Source organism: Pseudomonas sp. TE9122, assembly GCF_056278925.1.
The window spans coordinates 4,037,504-4,059,711 of record NZ_JBWBQI010000001.1; the positions used below are offsets into that span (position 1 = coordinate 4,037,504).

Below are 22,208 nucleotides of genomic sequence, written 5' to 3' on the forward strand. Positions count from 1 at the left end.
TCGATCAGTTGGTGACTGCAACATACACAGCGCCGCTGTCCGAAGTGCCGTCGCTGTTTTCTACTTTGACGACCAGCGAAATCTGCTCCGTAAGGTTCATCGGCCGCCAGTGAGCCTGGTATCGCCCTTTGTGATCGGTAAACGACTCAGTGAACGGTGCTCCATTAGTGGAAACAAGGATTTTCCGTCTGGGCATGGGCTCTCGCCCCTCCTTGGCCACAATCAGCGCGGTCATGGAGACGTAGGTCTGCAAGGGAACCGGATTAGGCGACGCAACAACGGATTCCACCGCTGCTGGACACTCAGTGACGGTCAACCAGAGCGTTTTTACCACCCAGCCAGCCAAACCACCCTTTACCGACGCCCGCAATGCAGCCTCGCCTGCTCCTCCCAAGACAATGCGCGCCGTTGCCTTGCCTTCGGCATCCGTCAGGGTTGTCGGCAGCGAGGTGCGGTCGTACTCCCACATCACTTCGACATTGGCCAAGGGTTGCGCGGTACTGGCTGAAACGACCAGGACTTGCGCGGTCATCTGTTGCCCCGGATACCCGCTCGGATCAGCGCTGACCAGTTCCTTGATCTCCCGGGGCTCGTGCAGAACAAACGGTAAAGAAATCGATTCCGAATACAGCGCATCGCCCACCGTAGCGGTCAGTTGCGCCGCACCCGGTGTCGTCGGCACAAACCGTATCCGCGCTTCACCGTAGAAGTTGGTAGTGGTGGTCACCTCACCCAGGTCCGGACTGCTCCAGACAACCTTCATCCCCACCATCGGTCTGCCACTGATGCCCGACACAATGGTGATCTGCTCAGATACAGCCTCGCCCCAAAACAGCGTCTGACTGCTGCGCGAACGATCCGCAATTTTTACCACCTGTGCGCCTTGCCCCAGCGACATTGCAATAACCGGAGAAAGCCTGGCCAACCGCGCCGAGGAAAAGCGCAGGCCGAAACGCCCGTCCTTGAGGTCGCCCGCGTTGAACCGATAGGTCATTCCGGCGCTCGAGAAAAGCCTGGGGTCACCCAGACGTGGCTCCTCGAAGCGCATGCCCAATTCCGTCGGCCCGGTGCCGGTCATGCCCAGCGTCAGGTGCTGGTCAAACAACGCGCTGCCCGCCGGGGCACTCACGCGCAATTGGTGCTGCCCCTTGCGCCGAGGGAACTCAGCGCTTTGACCCAGTGGCTGAAACGGTTGGGAGTCGAAACTGTATTCAAATCCGGCCCAGGGATCCCCTTCCAGCGCTAGAACCTTCATGGTTCGGCGCTCTTCAAAACGGTCATAAGGGCTGATAACCGCCGCTGTCACCACATGTTCACCTGCGGTGGATGGCGCAAAGGGAAAACCACTCCAGCCATCGGCAGCCGTCCTGTGCTCTTCGGTGCTGCCGTCGCCTGTCCATTGAACAGGCACTTGATCCAGAGCGAGGTCGGGACGATAAGGGGAGCGTACCTTCAGCCACATCCACGCAGGATCCTGCCCAATGACCGGATCCACCGCAGATGCACGGGCGTCTTCGATAGTGATTTTATTGTGGCCCAAGGTCATCGTATTGATGTCGCTGAAACCATGGGTATTGATAACGAACCGAAGTGCGAAGACACCGGGTTTGGTACTTTTTGAACAGTCCAGCGTCCAGATAAACCCGCTGTCATCCACAAAATTTTCGCTTCCGCGGGGTGGACTCAATTCGATTCCGAGCTCTGCCGCCGGGCTTCCACTCCATACCAGATCCATGGCAATACCCACTAAAGGGCTTAGCGCATTGGTGCGGAAGATATAGCGATGTACAGCGCCGATACACGGAAAGAGTGGCTGGCCCCTGAGATCGGTCATCTGATCCAGGACCACGGTCATTTCTTCATGGAGGTCAGGTGATAACAGTCGGCAAGAAAAATCCTTGTTCGTAAGAGTGTCGGTGCGCAAACTCACCTCGAAAATACTGCTGGTACTTTCGATACGATCAGAGCTGAACAACCAACTCAGATCTTCCCCTTCGCGCAATATTCTCGGTACGTCAAGGTCGCTCACCGCCAGACCGTTCTCTGGATTTTCGTTCCGCCATCCGAGCGTAATTGCCTCGCCAATCAACGGGCTGCCCGCTAATGCCCGGACCGTCAGGATATGCCTCTGGCCGCGCTTGCATGCGATTCCGTCATGGGCAATCGGAACGGCATCAAACGTGATGCTGACCTTGTCCTTCCATTCGTCTCGTGCAAACGCCGTGACCGAAAATGAGTGTTCATCTGCCGGCCCGCCTTCGTAGGCACTCACACTGGCGGTAATCGTCTCGTTGCTCAAAGCCGTCAACGGTCGGTAATACAGGCTGGCCCAGCCCCCACTGCCGGTACGAGACTCGACAATGCCCTCGGGGGTTTGCCAGTCGACGATTGCATCAATCACTGTCTCACCGGCACCTTTGTCAGTGACATGCACCACCTGCACCCGCATCAACGTCTTTTCGGAGTCCTCGACAACCGGTGAAATATTCGGGCCGCGCGTGTCAGCGATCCTGACCTTGTTGCGCGCCAGCGACATGGGTTTACGCGGCGATGGCAGTAACAGCTTCGAGCAGACCAATGACAGTTCGAAGCGACCGTCCAGCCAGTCCTCGCAGGCCAGCGTCCAGAGACTATCGTCCCCATCGAAAGCGATCGGTTGCTGGAGTGGCGGGTTGACCGTGACCTTCAGCTCTTCATGCCCGACGCCGCTCCAGTGCAGCGATAGATCAGTCGCCAGCAAAGGGCTGTCGGCGGGCAAGCGCACAATGAAGGGGTAATCAGTGCCGCGATTGGGATAACCGGTCGCGCTCCACAGGGTTACCTGCGATTCGACAACGCAACGCAAGTCCATCCAGGGATCGGTCGCCAGCACCGTGACCGAAAACTCGAGAGTCACCTCGCCACTAGGGTAATAAGGACTGTCGACCGAAGCTGTGAGGACGAAATCGCCTGCTTGCTCAGGAACGAAATCGAAGTAGACCAAGCCTTGTTCATCAGTGATGCTGGTGCCCAGCACACCTTGCCCGGCAGTCGTCCACCTGACTTCCCGGCCATCAAGCGCCTGACTGGTGTAGTAAGAGAGAACCTGCACACCCAAACGGACGCTTTGCGCATACTCCAGGACCGGGTAATGAGCCGCGCACTGTACTTCGCGAAGCGCTAATCGATGATGCCCCAACGATACGTCAATCGTGTAAGGCTCGGCGTTGTACTGGTTCACCAGACTTATCGTGAAGTCATGAGCCTTTTCCTCCTGCATATCCGGGCAATCGAGCGACCACTGCGACAATAGCGGTTGATAGGCGCCCCAGTCGGGGGTCGCCTTGACTGACTCCATCGGGTTGCCGTGAATGATCAATGCGATATTCGTATCCAGCCAGGCGCTGCCGTCTGCCGGAATAAAAGACAGGCCGTGGGGAATGAACAGAGAGTCGTCCGGGTCATCGCCAAGGGAAGCGCCCAGGCAAAGGTATAACGTCTGGCCTGGTGGCAGATCTTCGCTATCCAGTCGCACCGTCTGCAGTTGCAGCGGTTCAAGCTTCAGTTGCAGGTCGATTCGAGTGATGCAGATTGCCGAACGATTGTCGCCCGTGTTGTCAGGGACACCGCTGACCTCGAAGCTCAATGCGTCATCGCTGACGAATTCCAATTGATCCAGCGACCGTTGATACGCGCGCGGCTTGAATTCAAGCGGCTGTCCCGCCAGCCGTCGGGCGTTTTCGAGCTCCGGATTCCGACCTTCTGGCGCCGTGAGCTCGATGCTCATCAACACTTCACCGCGCTTGCGGATGTGCAACCAGCCCGATTCGCCCGACCATGAAACGCCGGGCCGCAGTTCACATAAAAACGTCAGTTCGTAACCGGCTTGTGCACCGGGGGTTTTGGGAGCTTTGACTTCCTGTGTGGCCGAAGCCCCGACACCGACCTCCATGAAATTGACTAACTCGCCATCATAGAACTCGCTCGCCAGGCCAACCCTACCGCTGGTACGCCACTCTTTGAGCCGATCATTGAAGTCACCATTGAGCAGCAGGCTTTCATTTTTTTGCACGACGGGCTCATTCATGATCGCTGGCTCCGTTGCGTTGGCGCGCCAGGTAGGTGTTTTCAGCCTCGGTCACCAGGTCTGTGACCTTTTGGACGTACGTCGGCTCGCCGGCCTTGATGGAGTACCGCACGCGAAGAATGATATTGGTCAAGGATTTGAGCATTGCAGCTTGCGGCTGATTAAGCGGGCGAGGAAAACTCAGCCGCCAATGGGAAACGGCACCCGTGTATTCAAACGGGTTGAGCAATCCTTCGTCGGGTTTCTGGTGGGTCTGGCCATTATCGCCAAGCCCGACCGACAAAACGATCTGCTGACCGCTGCGCAGGTTGAACAGCAGATCGCCAGGTGCGATTGCGGTGGGCTTATGCAAATACTGCACAGACTGTGTGGTCGGTCGGGTCGCGGTCACGCTACTGATCTGCAGCAACGTTGCCCGCACATCCTCGTAGGGACCGGCCAGCACAGGCAGATCGACTTCCACCGAACTGATCTGCCGGCAGAAATGGCCAGGATGATCACGGTCGAACAACAACTGGGTCAGTCTGAACTCCAACACACCTGTTGCCATCAATTGCGCGTGTGCATCTGCCCAGCTGGTTATGCCCTCTTGAGGCTCGATTCTGTCGTCGAACAACTGCCGCAAGGAAATGGTTTTGATCAGTTCCGGCCGCCGCTCGTAGCTTTGCAAGCGCCTGCGCTCCTGGTCCAGCAGGTACATATGCAGTTGTTCACCCGAGCCCAGACCATAACGGTGATCGAGCCAGGCCTGAGGCAAAGGGACGGGGGCATCATAATCCCCGGTTTCGGCAGCCAGTGAAGCCTGAGCACTAAGGCACAGGCTGACGACTGCGTCGTACGCCTGATAGTGCAGAGCCTTGAGCTGGCCAAGCATCCAGCCGAACAGCTCGGCATTGCTCGCGCGTTTTTTAAGGAAGTTGTACATGGTCAACGCTTGGCTGTTGGCCCTGAGCGTCTGTTCAAGGCTGGACCTCGCCGCGCTGACCGCATGGCTTTGCGCTTCGATCTGCGCATCGATTGCGCCCACCTCCGCCAGCGCCTGATCGCGTTGCAGCGCCCACTCACTGCGGCGACGGCGATAACCTTCAGTGGTGGCCTGTCGGTCGGCGTCGATTTGCAGCAATGACGAAGAAACCTCCAGGCCGAAAGCCACCGCATCGAAAGTGTGTTCGGGTTTGAAGCCACCGTTGGAAGTACCATAGATTTTTGGCAACGCCGCGATGACGCCCCCTGCCAGCCTGACAACTTTGGCCTGCAGTGCTGATGTCTTCGACTGCTGCAGACTGGCCATGACCTGATACTCGATCGGCGAAACGTTTTCGCTGTAACGCATTGCATAGGCGTCGGCCCGGTCCTGCGCCATTGCCCGACTCTGCTTCAGCGCTGTGACATTCGCCTCCAATTGGGCGATGGATTGTTCCTGTACCGTTTCGGCATAGCGACCCAGCTCGAGCAAATGGTTCTGCTGCGATTCTTCCTGCTCGGCACGGTCGCGTTGCTCGAGCAGACGCAGCACCAGACTGCCGAAATCCCGCAGGCTCTGTACCCCGCGCAACGCGACTTCGAACGTGACCCGCCAGCGATACGCATTGACCACCAGGCGCCCGCCCATCGGTCTGGGCCCGGCCGCGCTACCAGCGGCCAGATCGCGGAGCAATTGCCTGGGATCGGTCATCGGGCTGAACAGCAACACGTCCAGCGGTTTGCCATCGATCGTGAGATTGTTGCGCAGGTTATCAAGGCGTTGCTGCGGCTTTGCGAACAGGTCGAGCAGCGATTGATTGATCGGAATTCTGAAAGGTTCGCAGGCCAACAAACCCAGGATCGGCGGGGTGTCGGAAGCGATCGGGTAATCTGCCAGGTTGAAATCCAGCGTTTTTTCAAGCGCTTCAAGCAGGGGTCGCGATTCGCAATTGTCCAAGAGGTTTTCCACGGTGTCGGTCTGCCAACGAGTCGCGGTGTCGGCGGTGGGCGCCTTGCCCATCAGAAACCCGGCCTGGACATAGCAAAGCTTGGCGGCCACCAGACTGTCACGGGTCAATTGTCGGTAATACCAATCGCCCCACGCCATCAGGTTTTCTACGTAGTCGGTGAACATCAGGATCTGAAAATGTGCGGGTGCGGCATAGCCAATGGCATCCGGATCGAGGGGATTCTGAATTTCCCACCCTGGATTGCCCGGCGCTGTTGCGATATCCAGAGGCCGGCAACGCCAATACGCCGGTTTCGGGTTCGCGATCGGAACCGGCGGATTGGCCGGATCTGCGGTGGCCTGTGGATCGAATACGTAATGCAGCCAGCTCTGCGCTTCCTGAAAGCGTTCTTCGTCGCGCAACCGGGTGGCGATCAAATGCGGCAGGTGAAAAAACAGCTCCCAGAAGTTCAGACCATTGGCACCGTCGAAGACACCATTGGGTGGTTCAACGAACTCTGCGCCGATCGGCGACGGCTCGCGAATGAACTGGTTGGACCAGTCCAGCACGGCGTCCACGGAAATATTCGAGCATCTCACCAGTTCCGAGCCAAACAAGGAATTGAGCCGAATGAATTTCAACGCCAGTCCAGTTTGATTGAATGAAAGAAACTGTGCCCCGTCGGTACTGTTCTTGTGCAGAGCTGGCGGGACGAAATCCATGAGATCGACAATCGTCAGGTCGAACTCTTTCTGTCCTGTCGGGGAAGTGGGAGAGGCGAATGAAAAAATGACTGGCGTGGGCCAGGTGCCTTTCGTCCGCGAGGAAGTCCACGACTGAGTTACCCAGCCCCCGCCTGCATCCTGTTCTTCGAGGATCGGCGGCGGGTCACTATCAGAAGGCAGACCTGCAATTTGCAGCTCCATTTTCAACCGAGCGCTGTCCAGGCCCGTGGGGCTGCAAAAACCCTGCACCGTCAGCACATCTTTGTCATCCGCGCGCGTTGCCATAACGTGCAGGTCGAGATAGGGCGTCAGGGAACCATGGGTCTGTATGCGAGTGACAACAGTCACCTGACTGTTCAGTGGGTGCTGAACCGTATCGTTGCTGACAAATCGCTCCTCAAGCGCCAGATCCAGCCATGCGCCACCGTCCAGAAGGGGGCGCATCAGAACGTCGTAGACACCATGCACCCGCAGACTGCCGGATGGCGAAGATAGGTTGCCCGTCAGTAAAATCCCCAACTTGCCCTTCGGATTCAGATAATCGACCTGCACCGTCGCAATCAGTCTGGAGCTCGCCAAACCCTCGTCCTTGTGTTCTGAACTGTGCACACACAACGGCGCAGACCACTGCCCGTTCTGCTTCATGAATGCCAGATTGATCACCAGTTTGCTCGGGCTGAGCGACTCCGCTGCGCTCGCGACTACCGCGTCGCGCCATTCGGCCCAGACCACACACAACCGGCCATTCCAGAACACGGGGCGGATATCCAGCACCTGATCGGCGGTCGGGATTTCCACGGCCTGCCATTCACTCCAGACCGCCGGATTGACCGAAACGCTGGTTGCGCCCAGTTCGATCTCGGCCTTGCGCCAGAAATACTGAAACGGCTGCACCCGCTGCCGCCCCAGAAAGTAGTAATCAGCTTTGGCCGGTGTCACGCCGTCCATGAAACAGCTGATCACATCGAGATCGCAGACTTGTTCGAATGCCTGCAAATAATCCTGCAGCGCCGCCTGCACGGTATCTTTGTCCAGACGGGCCTGGTTCAGGTTGTTTTCCAGATTCTTGAACAGACTGGTTTTGCGCAATCGCACCGATGGAACGATGAAGTTTTCCGCATAGCATGAAATCTGGTGGGGCACGGTCCAGTCGGGATAATTGCAGAAAATCTCCCATTCGCGCAGATGACGCTTGTCGAACTCGTGATCCCGGAATCCTGGTTCCAGCTTTCGATACACCGCATGGATGTACTGCTGCACACAACTTATCGCTTCGGCAACTCTGGAACTCTTGACCTGATAAGTATCCAGAGGATCCATGCGCAGCAATTCAAACAAGTCTTCAGGTGTTTTCAGAAAAGGGTATTTATCATTGGCCACTTGACCGATGCAGTATTCAAGAAGTGCCGAGCGACGTTTTTCCAGCAGCCCGCCAATATTACTCAGTGCCATGATCTTGCTCCTTGGAATATGGCCCGGGGAAAAACGTTCGCCAGGCGGTATGCAACGCCCTGCCGCTACTCCCTGGCAAAGGTAATGGCATGGGGGAATATTCTTTCGCTTTCCCCAGACTGAGAGCGAACGCTGAACACGAATGTGCCGCCCGTCTTGCTTGAGACAAAAACCCGGGTAAGCCCCTGCTGATCAGTGAACCCCTGCGCCGGCCGAATAGTGACGGCATCCATCTTCGCGGGCGGAACGCTCTTGCCGAACCACTCCACGAGCGAGTTTTGTCCGCGGTTTCCGTAGTCGTCCTCCAGCACCGCATACAGTTCTACTTCATGACCGTATTTCACTGTTTCCAAAGGCGTAGGTGAAAGTTCTGCAATAGGGAACGACAACGTAGTGAAGTCGGCAGTTATTTCTATGGGAGGGGCGTATTGCGGCTCGAACAAGTCCAACCAAAGCATTGGCGTGTCGCGGCCCATGACCTTGCCGGGGATGAACTCGGCCAAAAGTGTCCCGTCCGTTCCCGTCGCCTTGTATTCAATGGTGCCCAATGTGGCGCGCCAATAAACATTGACGCCACTCAGCGACTTTCCATTGGCGTCTTTGAGGGTCACTTTATAAGTGACTTTTTCGTCTGGCTTGTTAGCCACGACGGTGCTGTCATCCACCACTTCGCACGTGATTGTGACCAGCCCTTTGACGTCGCCTGGAACGTGCACGATCGGGGCACGAGTATCGGACTCGCCGAGCAGGGCATGTTCGGCGGCATCGGCATAGGATTTTTTGTCGACGGTTTCGGGCAGATTACCAATGAGAAAAATCGTTAACGCATCCATGCCGCTCTCGGTGGACAGCGCCAGCACGCGCATCAACAAATCGAGCTGGGGAAGGTTTTTCAACACCTTCAGGTCGGGATCGATGCGGCTCACACATTCGCGCACTTCCTGAACGCTCCAGCCAAAAAAATCGGCCAGTTTGATCGCCGCCGCCTGTTGTGCCAGCCATCTCGCATCTCCGGTGACATCCGGCAATGCGTTGACCTGGCGCAGGTAGTCCAACAGCTTCTGTGGCGGTTGGCCGCTCGAGGCTGAGGCGAGGGCAAAAGCGCGAGTGAGCATGGTCAGGTAATAAAGCGTGCGCACCGTCAACGCATGCTTGTCGTCCTGAACCAGCCAGTCCTTGTAGCCGCTATCCAGATAATCCTGCAACAGCGCCGCGCTTAACCCCAGGGTCGACACCACCTCACTGCGCCGGCGAACTTCAGCCAGTAGATCGAATGATGTGTCGGCAACTCGGGGGCGAGTTCGGCCGCCCCCTTCGCTCCCCGCATCCGCTTGCTCCAGCACATGCAGCAGTAACTGATGCACCGTGACGTCTGCCCAGTTCAGGACCGGCAATGCCTGATCCACGCCAACGCCGGCGTATGCCGCCAGCGTCTCCTTGACCAGCGAAGTCTGCGCATCGCGCATCTGTAAAAACGCGCTGACCATGCTGTCGATGATGCTCTGCCGCAACGCTGGCTCGATCTCACCCAAGGCGCTGTCGACCGCCCAGGCGATTTTTTTATGGACGGAGGCCAGATACATCTCAGCGCTTCCCTCCGGAGGCAGGATCAAACCATGCCCGTCGGTTATCGGCCCCAGGCTGTCGGCGGATGTCGCGAGAAATTCGATCCAGTCCGCGGCCCCGGCTGCCGGAACGCCTGCCATGAGAAACGTACTATTGGACAACTGTGCAGTCGGCAGCAAATTGCGAACCTGCTCGAAAAACTGCTCATCCTGTTCGGATGGATCCTGAGCCGCTGGCGCAGCGACCGCATGCTGCAACACCCACAACACCGGCAGATTGTTTTGCGCGCACCACTGCACGCAACTTTGCATAGCCTCGATCAGTTCCAGCGCATCCGGTGAACCGTCCGGTACATCGTGGATGACAGGAGTACCGGCCAAGCCATTGACCCAGTCATCGCCGCCCAGGATCGATAGCATCAGCACGCCTTCAACCGGAGTGATGTTCAACAGCCGGGCCAGCCTCACCAAACGGTAGAAGCTCGAGATGATCGCTGCGTTGCGCTTCAATTTGTCGGTCAAGCCATGAGCCTTGGCCACAGCGTTCGCCAGCACGTAATAAGTCTGCGGATCAATCGCCAGACCACTGCAGAGCTGGCTGATCGTCAGATCCACCACGCCCGGTATCGGCGCCACCGCAAACTCATCGTTGTCGAGCTTGAAAGGCTCGCGATAACCGGTTTGAAAATTGAACACCTGATCGAATTGCGAGAGCGCTTCACCGCGGCCATAAACCGACAGCTCACCCACAAACACAGCAAAGTCCGCGGCGGTGCATTCGTAGCGCTCGCGCAACGTCTGGAACAACCCAAGCGCATGAACCGCGCCACTGGAGATGTCCATCTCGTTGCTGTGACCTTTCGTTGAATTGCCGCGCCCTGTTGCCCGGATGACCGATGTCAACACTGCGTCCAGCTGTTCGAACGGCAATCCTGTCCAGTTGGCCAGACGCACCATCTGATTCATCCGGGTATAGCGGTTGAACCCGATGAGTTCGTCGGGGATTGCCGTCATTCGAATGCGAGGCGTGGTTGCAGGATCGAAACCCACCGCCGGCGCAGTACCGTCATTGATGTAAACCGAACCCGAGCGCTCGCTTTCAGGCTGCTTGGGCGTTTCATCCGGGTAGGTCACATTGGCCGAGCGCACGGGAGCAAAGTCGCCAATCGACAGAAGAGCCTCGATCTGTCGGCTGTCGAGCTTGGTGCGCTGACCGAAAAACTCCACCTGATTGAGATTCGAATACATCTCGGTATAGGTACCAAAGTTGTGCGCAAAAAAATCTTCGCGAAGGGCGAAATCCGCACGCGGTTCGGTCAGCAACTGGCGCTGATAAGGGCCAAGCCGCGAGGCATGGGCGAAACCCTGTGCAGTATTGGCACCTCGAGCATTGGCTTGCAGAAAATAGGGATAAGCCAGGTCGACCCGGTGCTCGAAGTCGCCCACCGACAAGTCATGAAACTGCGCGATACCATCAATTGTGACCCAATGCTGGTAATAAGGCAGACCATTGGGGTAGCGGGCTGCGATCAGCGCGTCTTCGATGGATTCGATATCCGTTTGCGCCGCGATGAATTTCTCCAGCACCTCAACGATGATGTCCACAGAAGAGATCGATTGATAAACCGCATTGAAGTCGACCTTCAGTGCCAAGAGATCTGTGCGCCGGTTATGCAGCGAGAAATCGTCTTCCTCTCTGATACCCTCCAGACGGTCACGAACCCAGCGCAACAAGTCGATCAGATACGCCACTGGCGACCAGATGGACTCCAGTGCATCTGGCGGGCACAACGCGGAAAAATCGGTACCGATCAGAGCGTGATAATTGGGACCGTCCACGATCGATAACAAACCGCTGGAGCTGCGCTTTGGCGCGGGCCTGGTGCCCCTCAGCGTCTGCTCGATAAATTGGCGCCGCTGAGACGTGGCTATGCTATTGGCGCCGCGCCAATATTGTTGCGCTTGCTCAACGCTGAGCTGATGCTCTTGGACCATGCATTGAACACCCCTTTCAACCAGTGGATAAATTGATCCACCGTTTTGCAGGTATGTCTCGAGGTTCTGCAGTCCGACGTTCTGTGCTCGTTGTTCCTCGCTGAACAACTCATCGAACAGTTGCAGGGCGGGACGGCGCGAATCAACCATGATCAGATTCCTTTAGGCGACAACTGGCCCGCGCAACCTGACGTCCTTCGTCAGGCTGCACATTCAGTGAGTACGATTGAGCGCTTCGAACGCCGTCAAGTCCACTGTCAGTTCTGACAGTTTTGATAGCCGTTCGTCGGAAGCTGGATTTCAGGAGTCGGCGTGGGGCAAGCGCGCAGCTTCGACTTCAAAACGCGCGCTGTCAGCCCAATCGGACATCGTTGCGTCATCCGCCGCGTCAGTCAGCGTCTGCCGGAATCGGTACCAGTTGCCCGCCAGAGGCAGTGCCCTTGTCGCCGCCTCGCGCCAGTGCTCATCGACCACGGGTACCTGAGCCAGCCACTGCACATCCGGGTTGTACCAACTCACGATGGCGCCCACGCCCGGACGGCCCTTGCCGCTGAACTGCACTGGATGACTGACCCAACGTCCGGCTGCAGGCCCGTCGAGCACAGGTCGGAAAGTACCCAGAATGACCGAGCGCAGGGTTTCAAATGATTCGAACCCGTCCAGAGATGCGACTGCCTCGAGCCGGTAAAGCCCCCCGCCGAGCAGACTCGCATCGAGCATCACTGACCAGGTGCGATTTTCCTGCACGACGGCACTTGCCGGCTCGGAACGCGCGGCACCGACCAGGGTCACCGTGACCGTATCGCCCGGCACGCCAAAACCGCACACCACCACCTGCTGCCCGATGGCATCGCCCTCGATCGGGGTTTCAATGAAGGGTGCCGCTGGCACAATGTCAAAGTGCAGCGGCTCGCTGTCTTTCGACTCCTGCAGTTTGCCGCTTTCATCCATGAAACTTTGCCGGGCCCAGATCGTTTTGCTGCCCACCGGCAACGTCACTTCGGCTTGCCAATTGCCTGCCCAATCCACAATGACATCACTGAGCAGAGGTTCGGCAAGCCCTTGCAGACAGACTTCGACAACCCCGCCCCTCATGCCCGTACCCTTGAGCAACGCGGTTCGTGGCAACTTGCCGTGTTGTATCGGCTGGAGAAATTCTGGCGGCAGCAGCACCACCGTCAATTCATGCTCGTCACTGTGTAGCGACGGTCGACCGTCCAGTGTCTGCTGGGCGTCAAAGGTGTAGAGCCTGAATTGCTCGAGGCTCAGGTCAATCGACCAGTCGCCATCCTGGCTCAATATTTTCGGATCGCCCAAGGGACGATCAAACTGCTTGTCGCGCAGTTGCAAAGTGGCGCCCACCATACCCATCGTGCCCTCGACCGTTACAGCACGACCGACTTCCGAGCCGTCCGGCGGCTGGGTAATCACTGGCGTGACCATCGCTCTCCTGACTATGAAGGTCGTGGACGTCGGCTGCGAAGTTTGCTGCGCGGCGACTTGGGTTACCGTGACGGTATGTGTGATATCCAGGGCAAATTCTTTGTCGCGCCTGAACTGCCACGTGTCAGCACTGACGATGCCCTTGTGCACAATGCCGGTTTCGTCGCTGTACTCAATGTTCACGGTTGCACCCGGCCAGCACGTGCCGCTGAACCTGGGCGAAAGTCCGTCATCTTCAGGCTCGTTCAAGCCAGGGGCCTGCGGCGGGATGGTGACTTTGAGGACAAACCAGTTTGGCGACTGGTGCCCGTCGAGATATTGCTTGATGTGGACCTGACGCTCAAACGAGGGTCCCCAGACCGTTGAAGCCTTGGTAGACCACCGCCCGCCAGCAACCTCCACTGCTGGCGCTTCGAGATCTCCGCTATTGGGCCTGCGTGGATTCACCGTGGCGCCGTTGAAGCCTTTGCCGCTGAAGGTCGGTTGGTAGTCGTTGGTGAATTGCACTTCACTGACATCGGGGAGGATATTTTTTACTTCGAAGGTCAGCGGCAGCGAGTCGATCCAGCCGCTGGCGTTGTCGGCGATTTTTTGAATGACAGAGACGTTGTAGGTACCCAAAGGCCACTGCGCTGCGGTTTCCCAGATGCCTCCCGGCATCACTTCAGCATTTGCAGGCGCGGGAACTTGCACCGCGCCCCCGCTGACGGTGAACTGGATTTCAGATTTGAGATCGCGATCGTAATAACCGTTACCGGCAAAGGTCACCGTGGTCCCGGAGATGGTGACGTTGGGCTGTTTCAGAGTGGGGGGGCGAATCCTGAAGGCTTGTGGTGCACTGCGTCCGGATGACACGTCATCCAGATCCTGTTCGACGACCAGGCTGATCGGCCCTGGTGGCACGTTGATCATCCCCTCCCACGCCCCGTCTGCATTGCTAACGACTTCCCAATCACGAACAGGATCATTCGTCAGATCAAAAAATGCTCTCAATCGCGCCCCAGCCAAGCCGTTGCTTCCTGTCAGAAGGAAGTCTTGTTCATAAACTGTTCCCGCAGGTGGCTTGGATATTAACGGCAGCCCCATGACTCTGAAAGTTATGGCATCGGTATAAAAATGATTGATATTGGGTGATTTAAGTTGGGCGACAACCGAGAACGTCCCGCTGCCAGAGACCTTTATTGCCGGAGCCTCCCAAGTCGTATCGGACTTTCCGACAGTAATAACCTCACTCCAGTTTTCATAATGATCCAAATGCCCAACCACTCTAATTACAGTACCCGGCGCAGCCATTCCTCTGAAACAAACCAGATCCTTTGCCAAAACCAACGCATTAGCTGTCGGGTAAGTTATTCGAGCGCGGTAGACTGTTACATAAGCCGTCCGCTCGGAAACCTTACCGGCGTACATTTGATATGCTTGAAAACTTAGAGAATTCTTGTTTTCTGCCACGGTGACGGGCACTGACCAAGGATCGTAGAAAGCCTCTTCTGCCCCAATCGTACCGCGCCCATCATCCAAGACAACAGTATAACGGTATATTGCTCCCGTGCCCTTGACAGAGAAAGTTGAAGATGTGAAGTTTCGGATTGCACTGATGGTTGGAATGGGCATCCGATAATTGGCAACCTTGTAGGTTTTCAGAACCGGATCACTTGCGTTACCCACATCATAAATATAATCAAACCCCACTGTTACGTTTCTCTGATTGGCGATAATCATTTCTCGATAGGGTTCATCAAGATCGATCCACTCACCGGTCTGGCGAGCACTGCCCGTCAGTTCTCTTACATTACCTTCACCGCTAACCAACGAAAGATAGAATTTTACATTCCCTTCATAACGTCGATTCTCTTTTGCTCTGTACGCTGACACGATGCAAGTAAATGTTGAACCATCGTAGGAGTAGGCATAGCTCACTCGAAGCTGCGCCCACCTACCGTCTTCTTCCGCGTGCAGCTCATGGGTTACAAATGTCACATCCGTTCCGATCTCTTCAGCGCAGACTACCTCTTGTTTCGGGGGCAAGCTGTCGGAAGGATCTTTAATACCATCATCTTGTTCCATGGCCGGATCTCAGAAAGGGCAAGGTGGCTGATTGATGCAACAGGTAAATTCATTAAATACCGGTGCCTCACATCGCTACACCTGTAAAACCTGACAGTCCCGACCAGCGGTAACTATTCCACGCCTTGGTATCCTTGCGTCCTTCAGCCATTAAACGCGACTGCATCAGCTTGCGTCGTTGCCACACATCACTCAGAGTCCACCAGCTTGTACACCTGAATAACGCCGCCCTGCATGGCTGATAAGACGCGCGGCTTCGACTTCAAAACGCGCGCTGTCGGCCCAATCAGACATCGTTGCGTCATCCGCCGCGTCAGTCAGCGTCTGCCGGAATCGGTACCAGTTGCCCGCCAGAGGCAGTGCCCTTGTCGCCGCCCCGCGCCAGTGCTCATCGACCACGGGTACCTGAGCCAGCCACTGCGCATCCGGGTTGTACCAACTCACGATGGCGCCCACGCCCGGACGGCCCTTGCCGCTGAACTGCACTGGATGACTGACCCAGCGTCCGGCTGCAGGCCCGTCGAGCACAGGTCGGAAAGTACCCAGAATGACCGAGCGCAGGGTTTCAAATGATTCGAACCCGTCCAGAGATGCGACTGCCTCGAGCCGGTAAAGCCCCCCGCCGAGCAGACTCGCATCGAGCATCACTGACCAGGTGCGATTTTCCTGCACGGCGGCACTTGCCGGCTCGGAACGCGCGGCACCGACCAGGGTCACCGTGACCGTATCGCCCGGCACGCCAAAACCGCACACCACCACCTGCTGCCCGATGGCATCGCCCTCGATCGGGGTTTCAATGAAGGGTGCCGCTGGCACAATGTCAAAGTGCAGCGGCTCGCTGTCTTTCGACTCCTGCAGTTTGCCGCTTTCATCCATGAAACTTTGCCGGGCCCAGATCGTTTTGCTGCCCACCGGCAACGTCACTTCGGCTTGCCAATTGCCCGTCCAATCCACAATGACATCACTGATCAGAGGTTCGGCAAGCCCTTGCAGACAGACGTCGACAACCCCGCCCCTCATGCCCGTACCCTTGAGCAACGCGGTTCGTGGCAACTTGCCGTGTTGTGTCGGCTGGAGAAATTCTGGCGGCAGCAGCACCACCGTCAATTCATGCTCGTCACTGTGTAGCGACGGTCGACCGTCCAGTGTCTGCTGGGCGTCAAAGGTGTAGAGCCTGAATTGCTCGAGGCTCAGGTCAATCGACCAGTCGCCATCCTGGCTCAATATTTTCGGATCGCCCAAGGGACGATCAAACTGCTTGTCGCGCAGTTGCAAAGTGGCGCCCACCATACCCATCGTGCCCTCGACCGTTACAGCACGACCGACTTCCGAGCCGTCCGGCGGCTGGGTAATCACTGGCGTGACCATCGCTCTCCTGACTATGAAGGTCGTGGACGTCGGCTGCGAAGTTTGCTGCGCGGCGACCTGGGTCACCGTGACGGTATGTGTGATATCCCGGGCAAATTCTTTGTCGCGCCTGAACTGCCACGTGTCAGCACTGACGATGCCCTTGTGCACAATGCCGGTTTCGTCGCTGTACTCAATGTTCACGGTTGCACCCGGCCAGCACGTGCCGCTGAACCTGGGCGAAAGTCCGTCATCTTCAGGCTCGTTCAAGCCAGGGGCCTGCGGCGGGATGGTGACTTTGAGGACAAACCAGTTTGGCGACTGGTGCCCGTCGAGAAATTGCTTTATGTGTACTTCACGTTCGAACGAGGGTCCCCAAACGCTCGAAGCCTGGGTGGACCACCGCCCGCCGACGACCTCCACTTCAGGCGCTTCAAGATATGGGCTATTGGGCCTGCGTGGCTGAACCAAGGCTCTGTTGAAACCTTTGCCGCTGAAGGTCGGTTGGTAGTCGTTGGTGAATTGCACTTCACTGACATCGGGGAGGACATTCTTTACTTCGAAGGTCAGCGGCAGCGAGTCGATCCAGCCGCTGGCGTTGTCTCTGATCTTCTGGACGGCGTTGATTTTATAGGTGCCAAATTTCCAGCCCGTTACGGTGGTGCTCCAAGTGCCGTTGCGCTGTACTTGTGCATTTGGAGGCGCGACCGGCATTGGGTCGGCTGGACTTTCGAGGATAGTGAACTCGATTTCGGTTCTGAGCTTCTCGTCGAAATGTCCGGTGCCGGAAAATGTGATCGTTTCATTGGCTTGCGTATATGTGACCGTCGGCTTGCCCGTGCGTACTCGTATGCCGAAGGGTTGGCTGGTCAGTGATGTCGTTCCCAAATAGGTATGCGTGCCGACAATTGAATGCGGACCAGGTGTCAGCGTGAAAGATGCAGACCATGCGCCTGTGGCGGCATCGGTTGGGGTGCTGATTTGAGCTTGGGTGTTTTCCGAACGCACAGCAACAGCACTGGAGATCCCGGCGACGACAGTGCCTGTGAACGTCGATGTCATGTCCACCGTCTGCGTCAATCCAGGAGACGTTATTCGGGGGGGGTCAATGACATAAAAATTTCGTTGGACTGACGGCACAGATGTTGCGCCATCGTATCTTTGACTGGCGACTAGAGAATAATTTTTGCCGAACGCAAACTTATAAGTGCTGGTACCACCCCATGACCCATCAATTTCGATCTTTGCGTAGGCCAATACTTTGATCGATGTGTCTTTGATGTAAACATCCACTCTTGTCAACTCTTGGTGCAGACCGCCTGTACCCGCAAATTGCGGCGTTTGTGTACTTATAACCTGCGGCAACGGACTGAGCGTTACAGGCTTGAGTACGGTCAGTGACGCTTTCCCCGCGTAGCGCCCCTGCGTATTTCCATACTCCTCACGGATAATGAAATCCTGTAAACCCTGAGGGACATTATCAAGGAGCGTGACAGTCCAATTTCCGTAGCCATTGGTAATGGCCGTTGTGCTCAGTACAGTGCCTGAATTGGGACGCACAAGCGTGATTTTGCTGCCTTTACCGGCGAGGCCTGGAACCGTTGTAGTCACAGTACGATTGCTGGCAATGCGAGCAGCCTTTCTGACCAGCAAAGTCCGCGGTGTCCACCTTGACCATTGATCAATGTAATCCCATCTTCCATCAACTCTGACTTGCAGGTCACTCTCGGGAAGGTCTTCGACTCGAATACTGTGCCAGACGCCCCCCAACCATGCACTTTCAGTGATACGTCGGTAGTAATTATCGGCTCCGTGAAAATCCAGATGAACGTTGTGATAACGGCCATCGTTTACCGGTATACGAAACTTGAAGTCCATCGTGGTATCTACTAACAGTGACTCGGAGCCGGCCTCATACTCCAAATCCGCGACCAGGATTCCCGGCTCTTCGGAAATCGGATCATCGGATTTTTGGGAAGGGCGATGGTCCTCAGGAAACGGGCCATCTTCTGGAGGATTGGAGCCTGGGTTCTCATGGTCGGACATGATCGAGCTTCCTTATACCGTCGGTACCTGGGTGCCTCATTGAAGAACCGTAAGCACGAAATGACACCTGTAAAACCTGACAGTCCCGATCAGCGGTAACTATTCCCACGCTGCAACATGCAGACGTCCTTCAGTCATTAACACGCGGCTACATCGGCTTGCGCCGTTGCCTACACATCACTCAGAATCCGCCGGCTTGTGCGCTTTGAAGCTGCCCCGTAACGTGATCCGTGCCGCTGCCAATCAGTGGTCGGGTTTAGTCGCCCGGGGGTTTGTCATCAAGGTGTATAAGCGTCATCCAGTCGGGTAATCCCTATCCCCGCACTCGATGGTGGCTGTACGCAGGGCGCTTCGGCGCGCCGGTTTTTGGTGATACCCCCGGTCGACTAACCTGCGTCCAGCCGCCACCCTTTCGTTTAGTCGCGAGGGGTGAAGGCCCCAACCAAGGGTTATCACCATGATCAAACCAACACCCAATCCCCCCGAAATCGAAGACTCGACCTCCCCCTACGCTTCCCCCGATTCCACCAGACTCCACGAGGCCGCTGAAAAAGCCCTCGATCACTACCTGAAAAAACCCGCCGCTGCGCCGTCGTGCAATTCCGTCGATCGCGGCATGCAGATGTTCATGGTCGCGCCCGACATCAACCCCGAAGCGATGGCCATTCAAACCTACGAAACCTTTTCTTCGGTCAGCATTCTGCTGCTCGACCTGGCGGACAGCCTCGAGGACAAGCCGCGACATCTGGCGATGGCGATCTATCAGTTGAGCGAGATGGGCCTATTGCTGGCGGAAAAGGCGCTGGATCAGGAGCGGGCGATCGCTGTGGCGTGACGTAAAAATCAAAAGATCGCAGCCTTCGGCAGCTCCTACATTTGGAATGCGTTCCCCCTGTAGGAGCTGCCGAAGGCTGCGATCTTTTGCTGTTCAGGCAGAAGCGGGCAACGGCTGAAAACTGAAATACTGCTTCAGCGCCAGCACCAGTTGGCCGAACTCCGGGGGAGCGCGGCGCAGGATGAAACCGGCGTCGTAATGCAGCGGCGTGGCGTCTTCATGGCACCACACGCAACAGGCGCTGAAATCGATGACTTGCTGGCTGCCATCGCGGGCGGGGACCTTGAGGCGTAACTGAAAATCCACCCCGATCATCATCGGCAACTGGCTGATCAGCATCAGCCCGTCCGCAGACACATTGCCGAGAAAGCCGACGGGTTTGTCGGTGACGCTGTTGAACACTCTGAGGTAATACGGCAATTGATGCCGTTCGATCCGGCGGTCGGTAAACATGATGTGCTGTTCGCCATGCAGGGCTCCGTCACGGAGCCGCACCTGTGCTTCGGAACGAACCTGTGCGACAGGCCCGCTCTCCCCGCTTCCGGTGTGACGGTCGCGACAATCGCCGTCACCTTGTAACTGCCAGTCGCAGGTGTTGCGCCGTTATCGAGACACGGCTCGAAACGGTTTCCTTGACTATAGCGGAGCTTGTACAGACGGCCAGATTTTGTACGAAAAGCGCGTCAGAAGCGCGTCGGCCGAACCACCGCAGCGGCGCTGCGTGTCGGGTAATGGCCCAGGCTCTGCAACGTTTCCAGACGCGCGCGGGCGCGGTAGGCGTATTCGCTGTTGGGGTACGAAGCGATAATGAACTGGTAGGTCTGCACCGCGTCGATGTAGAGCTTCTGCCGTTCCAGGCACTGACCGCGCATCATCGACACTTCCGGCCACACGTACGGGCGGGCGCGGCTGGCGCGTTCGACCTTGGACAGTTCGAGCATGACCTGCTCGCAGTTGCCGCGTTCATAGGCGCTGTAGGCGTTGTTCAAATGGTGGTTCATCGACCAACGGGTGCAGCCCGTCGCGGCGAGGGCGCTGAGGGCAAGGGCGGCAATGGGCAACAATCGCATGGGGGTTCTCCTGTCTTGTGCTCTGTATCGACCCCAGGTCGGAAAACTTCAGACGCGCTGGTCGCAAAGTTGCCGCGTTCAATAAAGAAAACGATAAGTAGTGCATTCGAACAATGACTACACCCTTCGAGCATAGTAGCCTCTGCCTGCGCTTGAACTCAGGAGTCTTTGCATGTCCGTCCGTCGTACCAAAATCGTCGCTACCCTTGGCCCGGCCAGTAACTCGCCGGAAGTTCTCGAACAGCTGATTCTGGCTGGTCTGGACGTCGCCCGTCTGAACTTCTCCCACGGCACCCCCGACGAGCACAAGGCTCGCGCGAAGCTGGTGCGTGACCTCGCTGCCAAGCACGGCCGCTTTGTCGCCCTGCTCGGTGACCTGCAAGGCCCGAAAATCCGTATCGCCAAATTCGCCAACAAAAAGATCGAGCTGAAGATCGGTGACAAGTTCACCTTCTCCACCAGCCATCCGTTGACCGAAGGCAACCAGCAGGTGGTCGGCATCGACTACCCGGATCTGGTCAAGGACTGCGGCGTGGGCGACGAGCTGCTGCTCGACGACGGCCGTGTGGTGATGCGCGTTGAAACCGCCACCGCCACTGAACTGCATTGCGTGGTGACCATCGGTGGCCCGCTGTCCGACCACAAAGGCATCAACCGTCGCGGTGGTGGCCTGACTGCCCCGGCCCTGACTGAAAAAGACAAGGCCGACATCAAGCTCGCCGCCGAAATGGAAGTCGACTACCTCGCCGTATCCTTCCCGCGCGACGCCGCCGACATGGAATACGCCCGTCAACTGCGTGACGAGGCCGGCGGCACTGCCTGGCTGGTGGCGAAGATCGAACGCGCCGAAGCCGTGGCCGACGACGAAACCCTCGACGGCCTGATCAAGGCCTCCGACGCGGTGATGGTTGCCCGTGGCGACCTCGGTGTGGAAATCGGCGATGCCGAACTGGTGGGCATTCAGAAGAAAATCATTCTGCACGCACGTCGCCACAACAAGGCCGTGATCGTCGCGACGCAGATGATGGAGTCGATGATCCAGAACCCGATGCCGACCCGCGCCGAAGTATCCGACGTGGCCAACGCCGTGCTCGACTACACCGACGCCGTGATGCTCTCGGCCGAATCCGCCGCTGGTCTGTACCCGCTGGAAGCCGTGCAGGCGATGGCGCGCATCTGCGTCGGCGCCGAGAAACACCCGACCGGCAAGACCTCCAGCCACCGCATCGGCAAGGAATTCAGCCGCTGCGACGAGAGCATCGCGCTGGCGACCATGTACACCGCCAACCACTTCCCGGGCGTCAAAGCGATCATCGCGTTGACTGAAAGCGGCTTCACCCCGCTGATCATGTCGCGTATCCGCTCCTCGGTGCCGATCTACGCGTTCACCCCGCACCGCGAAGCCCAGGCCCGCGCAGCAATGTTCCGTGGCGTCTACACCATCCCGTTCGACCCGGCCTCGCTGGAACCGCACGAAGTCAGCCAGAAAGCCATCGACGAACTGACCAAGCGCGGCGTCGTGGAAAAAGGCGACTGGGTCATCCTGACCAAGGGCGACAGCTACCACACCACTGGCGGCACCAATGGCATGAAGATCCTGCATGTCGGTGATCCGCAGGTCTGAGTGACCGGCAGCTGAAACGCAAAAGCCCCGCCATGTGAATGGCGGGGCTTTTTTGCTTAT

Annotated in this window: 9 protein-coding genes; 2 read left to right on the forward strand and 7 right to left on the reverse strand. The window is 57.3% G+C overall.

Annotated elements, in window-relative coordinates:
• Positions 1 to 4: 4 nt before the first annotated feature.
• The 5 genes from ACZ9BE_RS18205 to ACZ9BE_RS18225 all read right to left on the reverse strand — a co-directional run bounded on the left by ACZ9BE_RS18205 (position 5) and on the right by ACZ9BE_RS18225 (position 18,619).
• Positions 5 to 4,066, reverse strand: coding sequence for an Ig-like domain-containing protein (locus tag ACZ9BE_RS18205; protein ID WP_476249768.1), 4,062 nt, complete (start codon positions 4,064 to 4,066; stop codon positions 5 to 7).
• Complete coding sequence (locus ACZ9BE_RS18210; RefSeq protein ID WP_476249769.1) at positions 4,059 to 8,156, reverse strand: Tc toxin subunit A-related protein; 4,098 nt, start codon at positions 8,154 to 8,156, stop codon at positions 4,059 to 4,061. Before ACZ9BE_RS18210 ends, ACZ9BE_RS18205 begins: the two co-directional genes overlap by 8 nt.
• Positions 8,157 to 8,221: 65 nt before the next feature.
• The gene (locus tag ACZ9BE_RS18215) at positions 8,222 to 11,866 is read right to left on the reverse strand and encodes a Tc toxin subunit A (RefSeq protein ID WP_476249770.1); all 3,645 of its coding nucleotides are present in this window, start codon (positions 11,864 to 11,866) and stop codon (positions 8,222 to 8,224) included.
• Between the two features lie 150 nt (positions 11,867 to 12,016).
• Complete coding sequence (locus ACZ9BE_RS18220; protein WP_476249771.1) at positions 12,017 to 15,226, reverse strand: hypothetical protein; 3,210 nt, start codon at positions 15,224 to 15,226, stop codon at positions 12,017 to 12,019.
• A gap of 192 nt (positions 15,227 to 15,418) precedes the next feature.
• A complete protein-coding gene (locus tag ACZ9BE_RS18225; RefSeq protein ID WP_476249772.1) occupies positions 15,419 to 18,619 on the reverse strand; it encodes a hypothetical protein in 3,201 nt (1,066 codons plus the stop codon).
• Between the two features lie 457 nt (positions 18,620 to 19,076).
• Here ACZ9BE_RS18225 and ACZ9BE_RS18230 point away from each other — a divergent pair, with 457 nt between their 5' ends.
• Positions 19,077 to 19,454: a DUF6124 family protein gene (locus tag ACZ9BE_RS18230; RefSeq protein WP_095181454.1), complete on the forward strand. Its 378-nt coding sequence runs from the start codon at positions 19,077 to 19,079 to the stop codon at positions 19,452 to 19,454.
• A gap of 93 nt (positions 19,455 to 19,547) precedes the next feature.
• Here the strand turns inward: ACZ9BE_RS18230 and ACZ9BE_RS18235 are convergent, their stop codons facing one another.
• Both ACZ9BE_RS18235 and ACZ9BE_RS18240 read right to left on the reverse strand, forming a co-directional pair.
• Entirely contained in the window at positions 19,548 to 19,907 is a 360-nt protein-coding gene (locus ACZ9BE_RS18235; protein ID WP_236168306.1) for a PilZ domain-containing protein, read from the reverse strand.
• Positions 19,908 to 20,137: 230 nt separating this feature from the next.
• Positions 20,138 to 20,524: a tetratricopeptide repeat protein gene (locus ACZ9BE_RS18240; RefSeq protein ID WP_095181453.1), complete on the reverse strand. Its 387-nt coding sequence runs from the start codon at positions 20,522 to 20,524 to the stop codon at positions 20,138 to 20,140.
• Positions 20,525 to 20,696: 172 nt separating this feature from the next.
• On the opposite strand from ACZ9BE_RS18240, the gene pyk reads away from it, so the two are divergent.
• Complete coding sequence (gene pyk, locus ACZ9BE_RS18245) at positions 20,697 to 22,148, forward strand: pyruvate kinase (protein WP_024014116.1); 1,452 nt, start codon at positions 20,697 to 20,699, stop codon at positions 22,146 to 22,148.
• Positions 22,149 to 22,208 lie beyond the last annotated feature (60 nt).

What these genes read in the sequence shown, in the direction of transcription:
- ACZ9BE_RS18230 (WP_095181454.1), top strand. Translation starts at nt 19,077, where the DNA reads ATGATCAAACCAACACCCAATCCCCCCGAAATCGAAGACTCGACCTCC.
- ACZ9BE_RS18215 (WP_476249770.1), bottom strand. Translation starts at nt 11,866, where the DNA reads ATGGTTGATTCGCGCCGTCCCGCCCTGCAACTGTTCGATGAGTTGTTC.
- pyk (WP_024014116.1), top strand. Translation starts at nt 20,697, where the DNA reads ATGTCCGTCCGTCGTACCAAAATCGTCGCTACCCTTGGCCCGGCCAGT.
- ACZ9BE_RS18235 (WP_236168306.1), bottom strand. Translation starts at nt 19,907, where the DNA reads ATGTTTACCGACCGCCGGATCGAACGGCATCAATTGCCGTATTACCTC.
- ACZ9BE_RS18220 (WP_476249771.1), bottom strand. Translation starts at nt 15,226, where the DNA reads ATGGAACAAGATGATGGTATTAAAGATCCTTCCGACAGCTTGCCCCCG.
- ACZ9BE_RS18205 (WP_476249768.1), bottom strand. Translation starts at nt 4,066, where the DNA reads ATGAATGAGCCCGTCGTGCAAAAAAATGAAAGCCTGCTGCTCAATGGT.
- ACZ9BE_RS18240 (WP_095181453.1), bottom strand. Translation starts at nt 20,524, where the DNA reads ATGCGATTGTTGCCCATTGCCGCCCTTGCCCTCAGCGCCCTCGCCGCG.
- ACZ9BE_RS18210 (WP_476249769.1), bottom strand. Translation starts at nt 8,156, where the DNA reads ATGGCACTGAGTAATATTGGCGGGCTGCTGGAAAAACGTCGCTCGGCA.
- ACZ9BE_RS18225 (WP_476249772.1), bottom strand. Translation starts at nt 18,619, where the DNA reads ATGTCCGACCATGAGAACCCAGGCTCCAATCCTCCAGAAGATGGCCCG.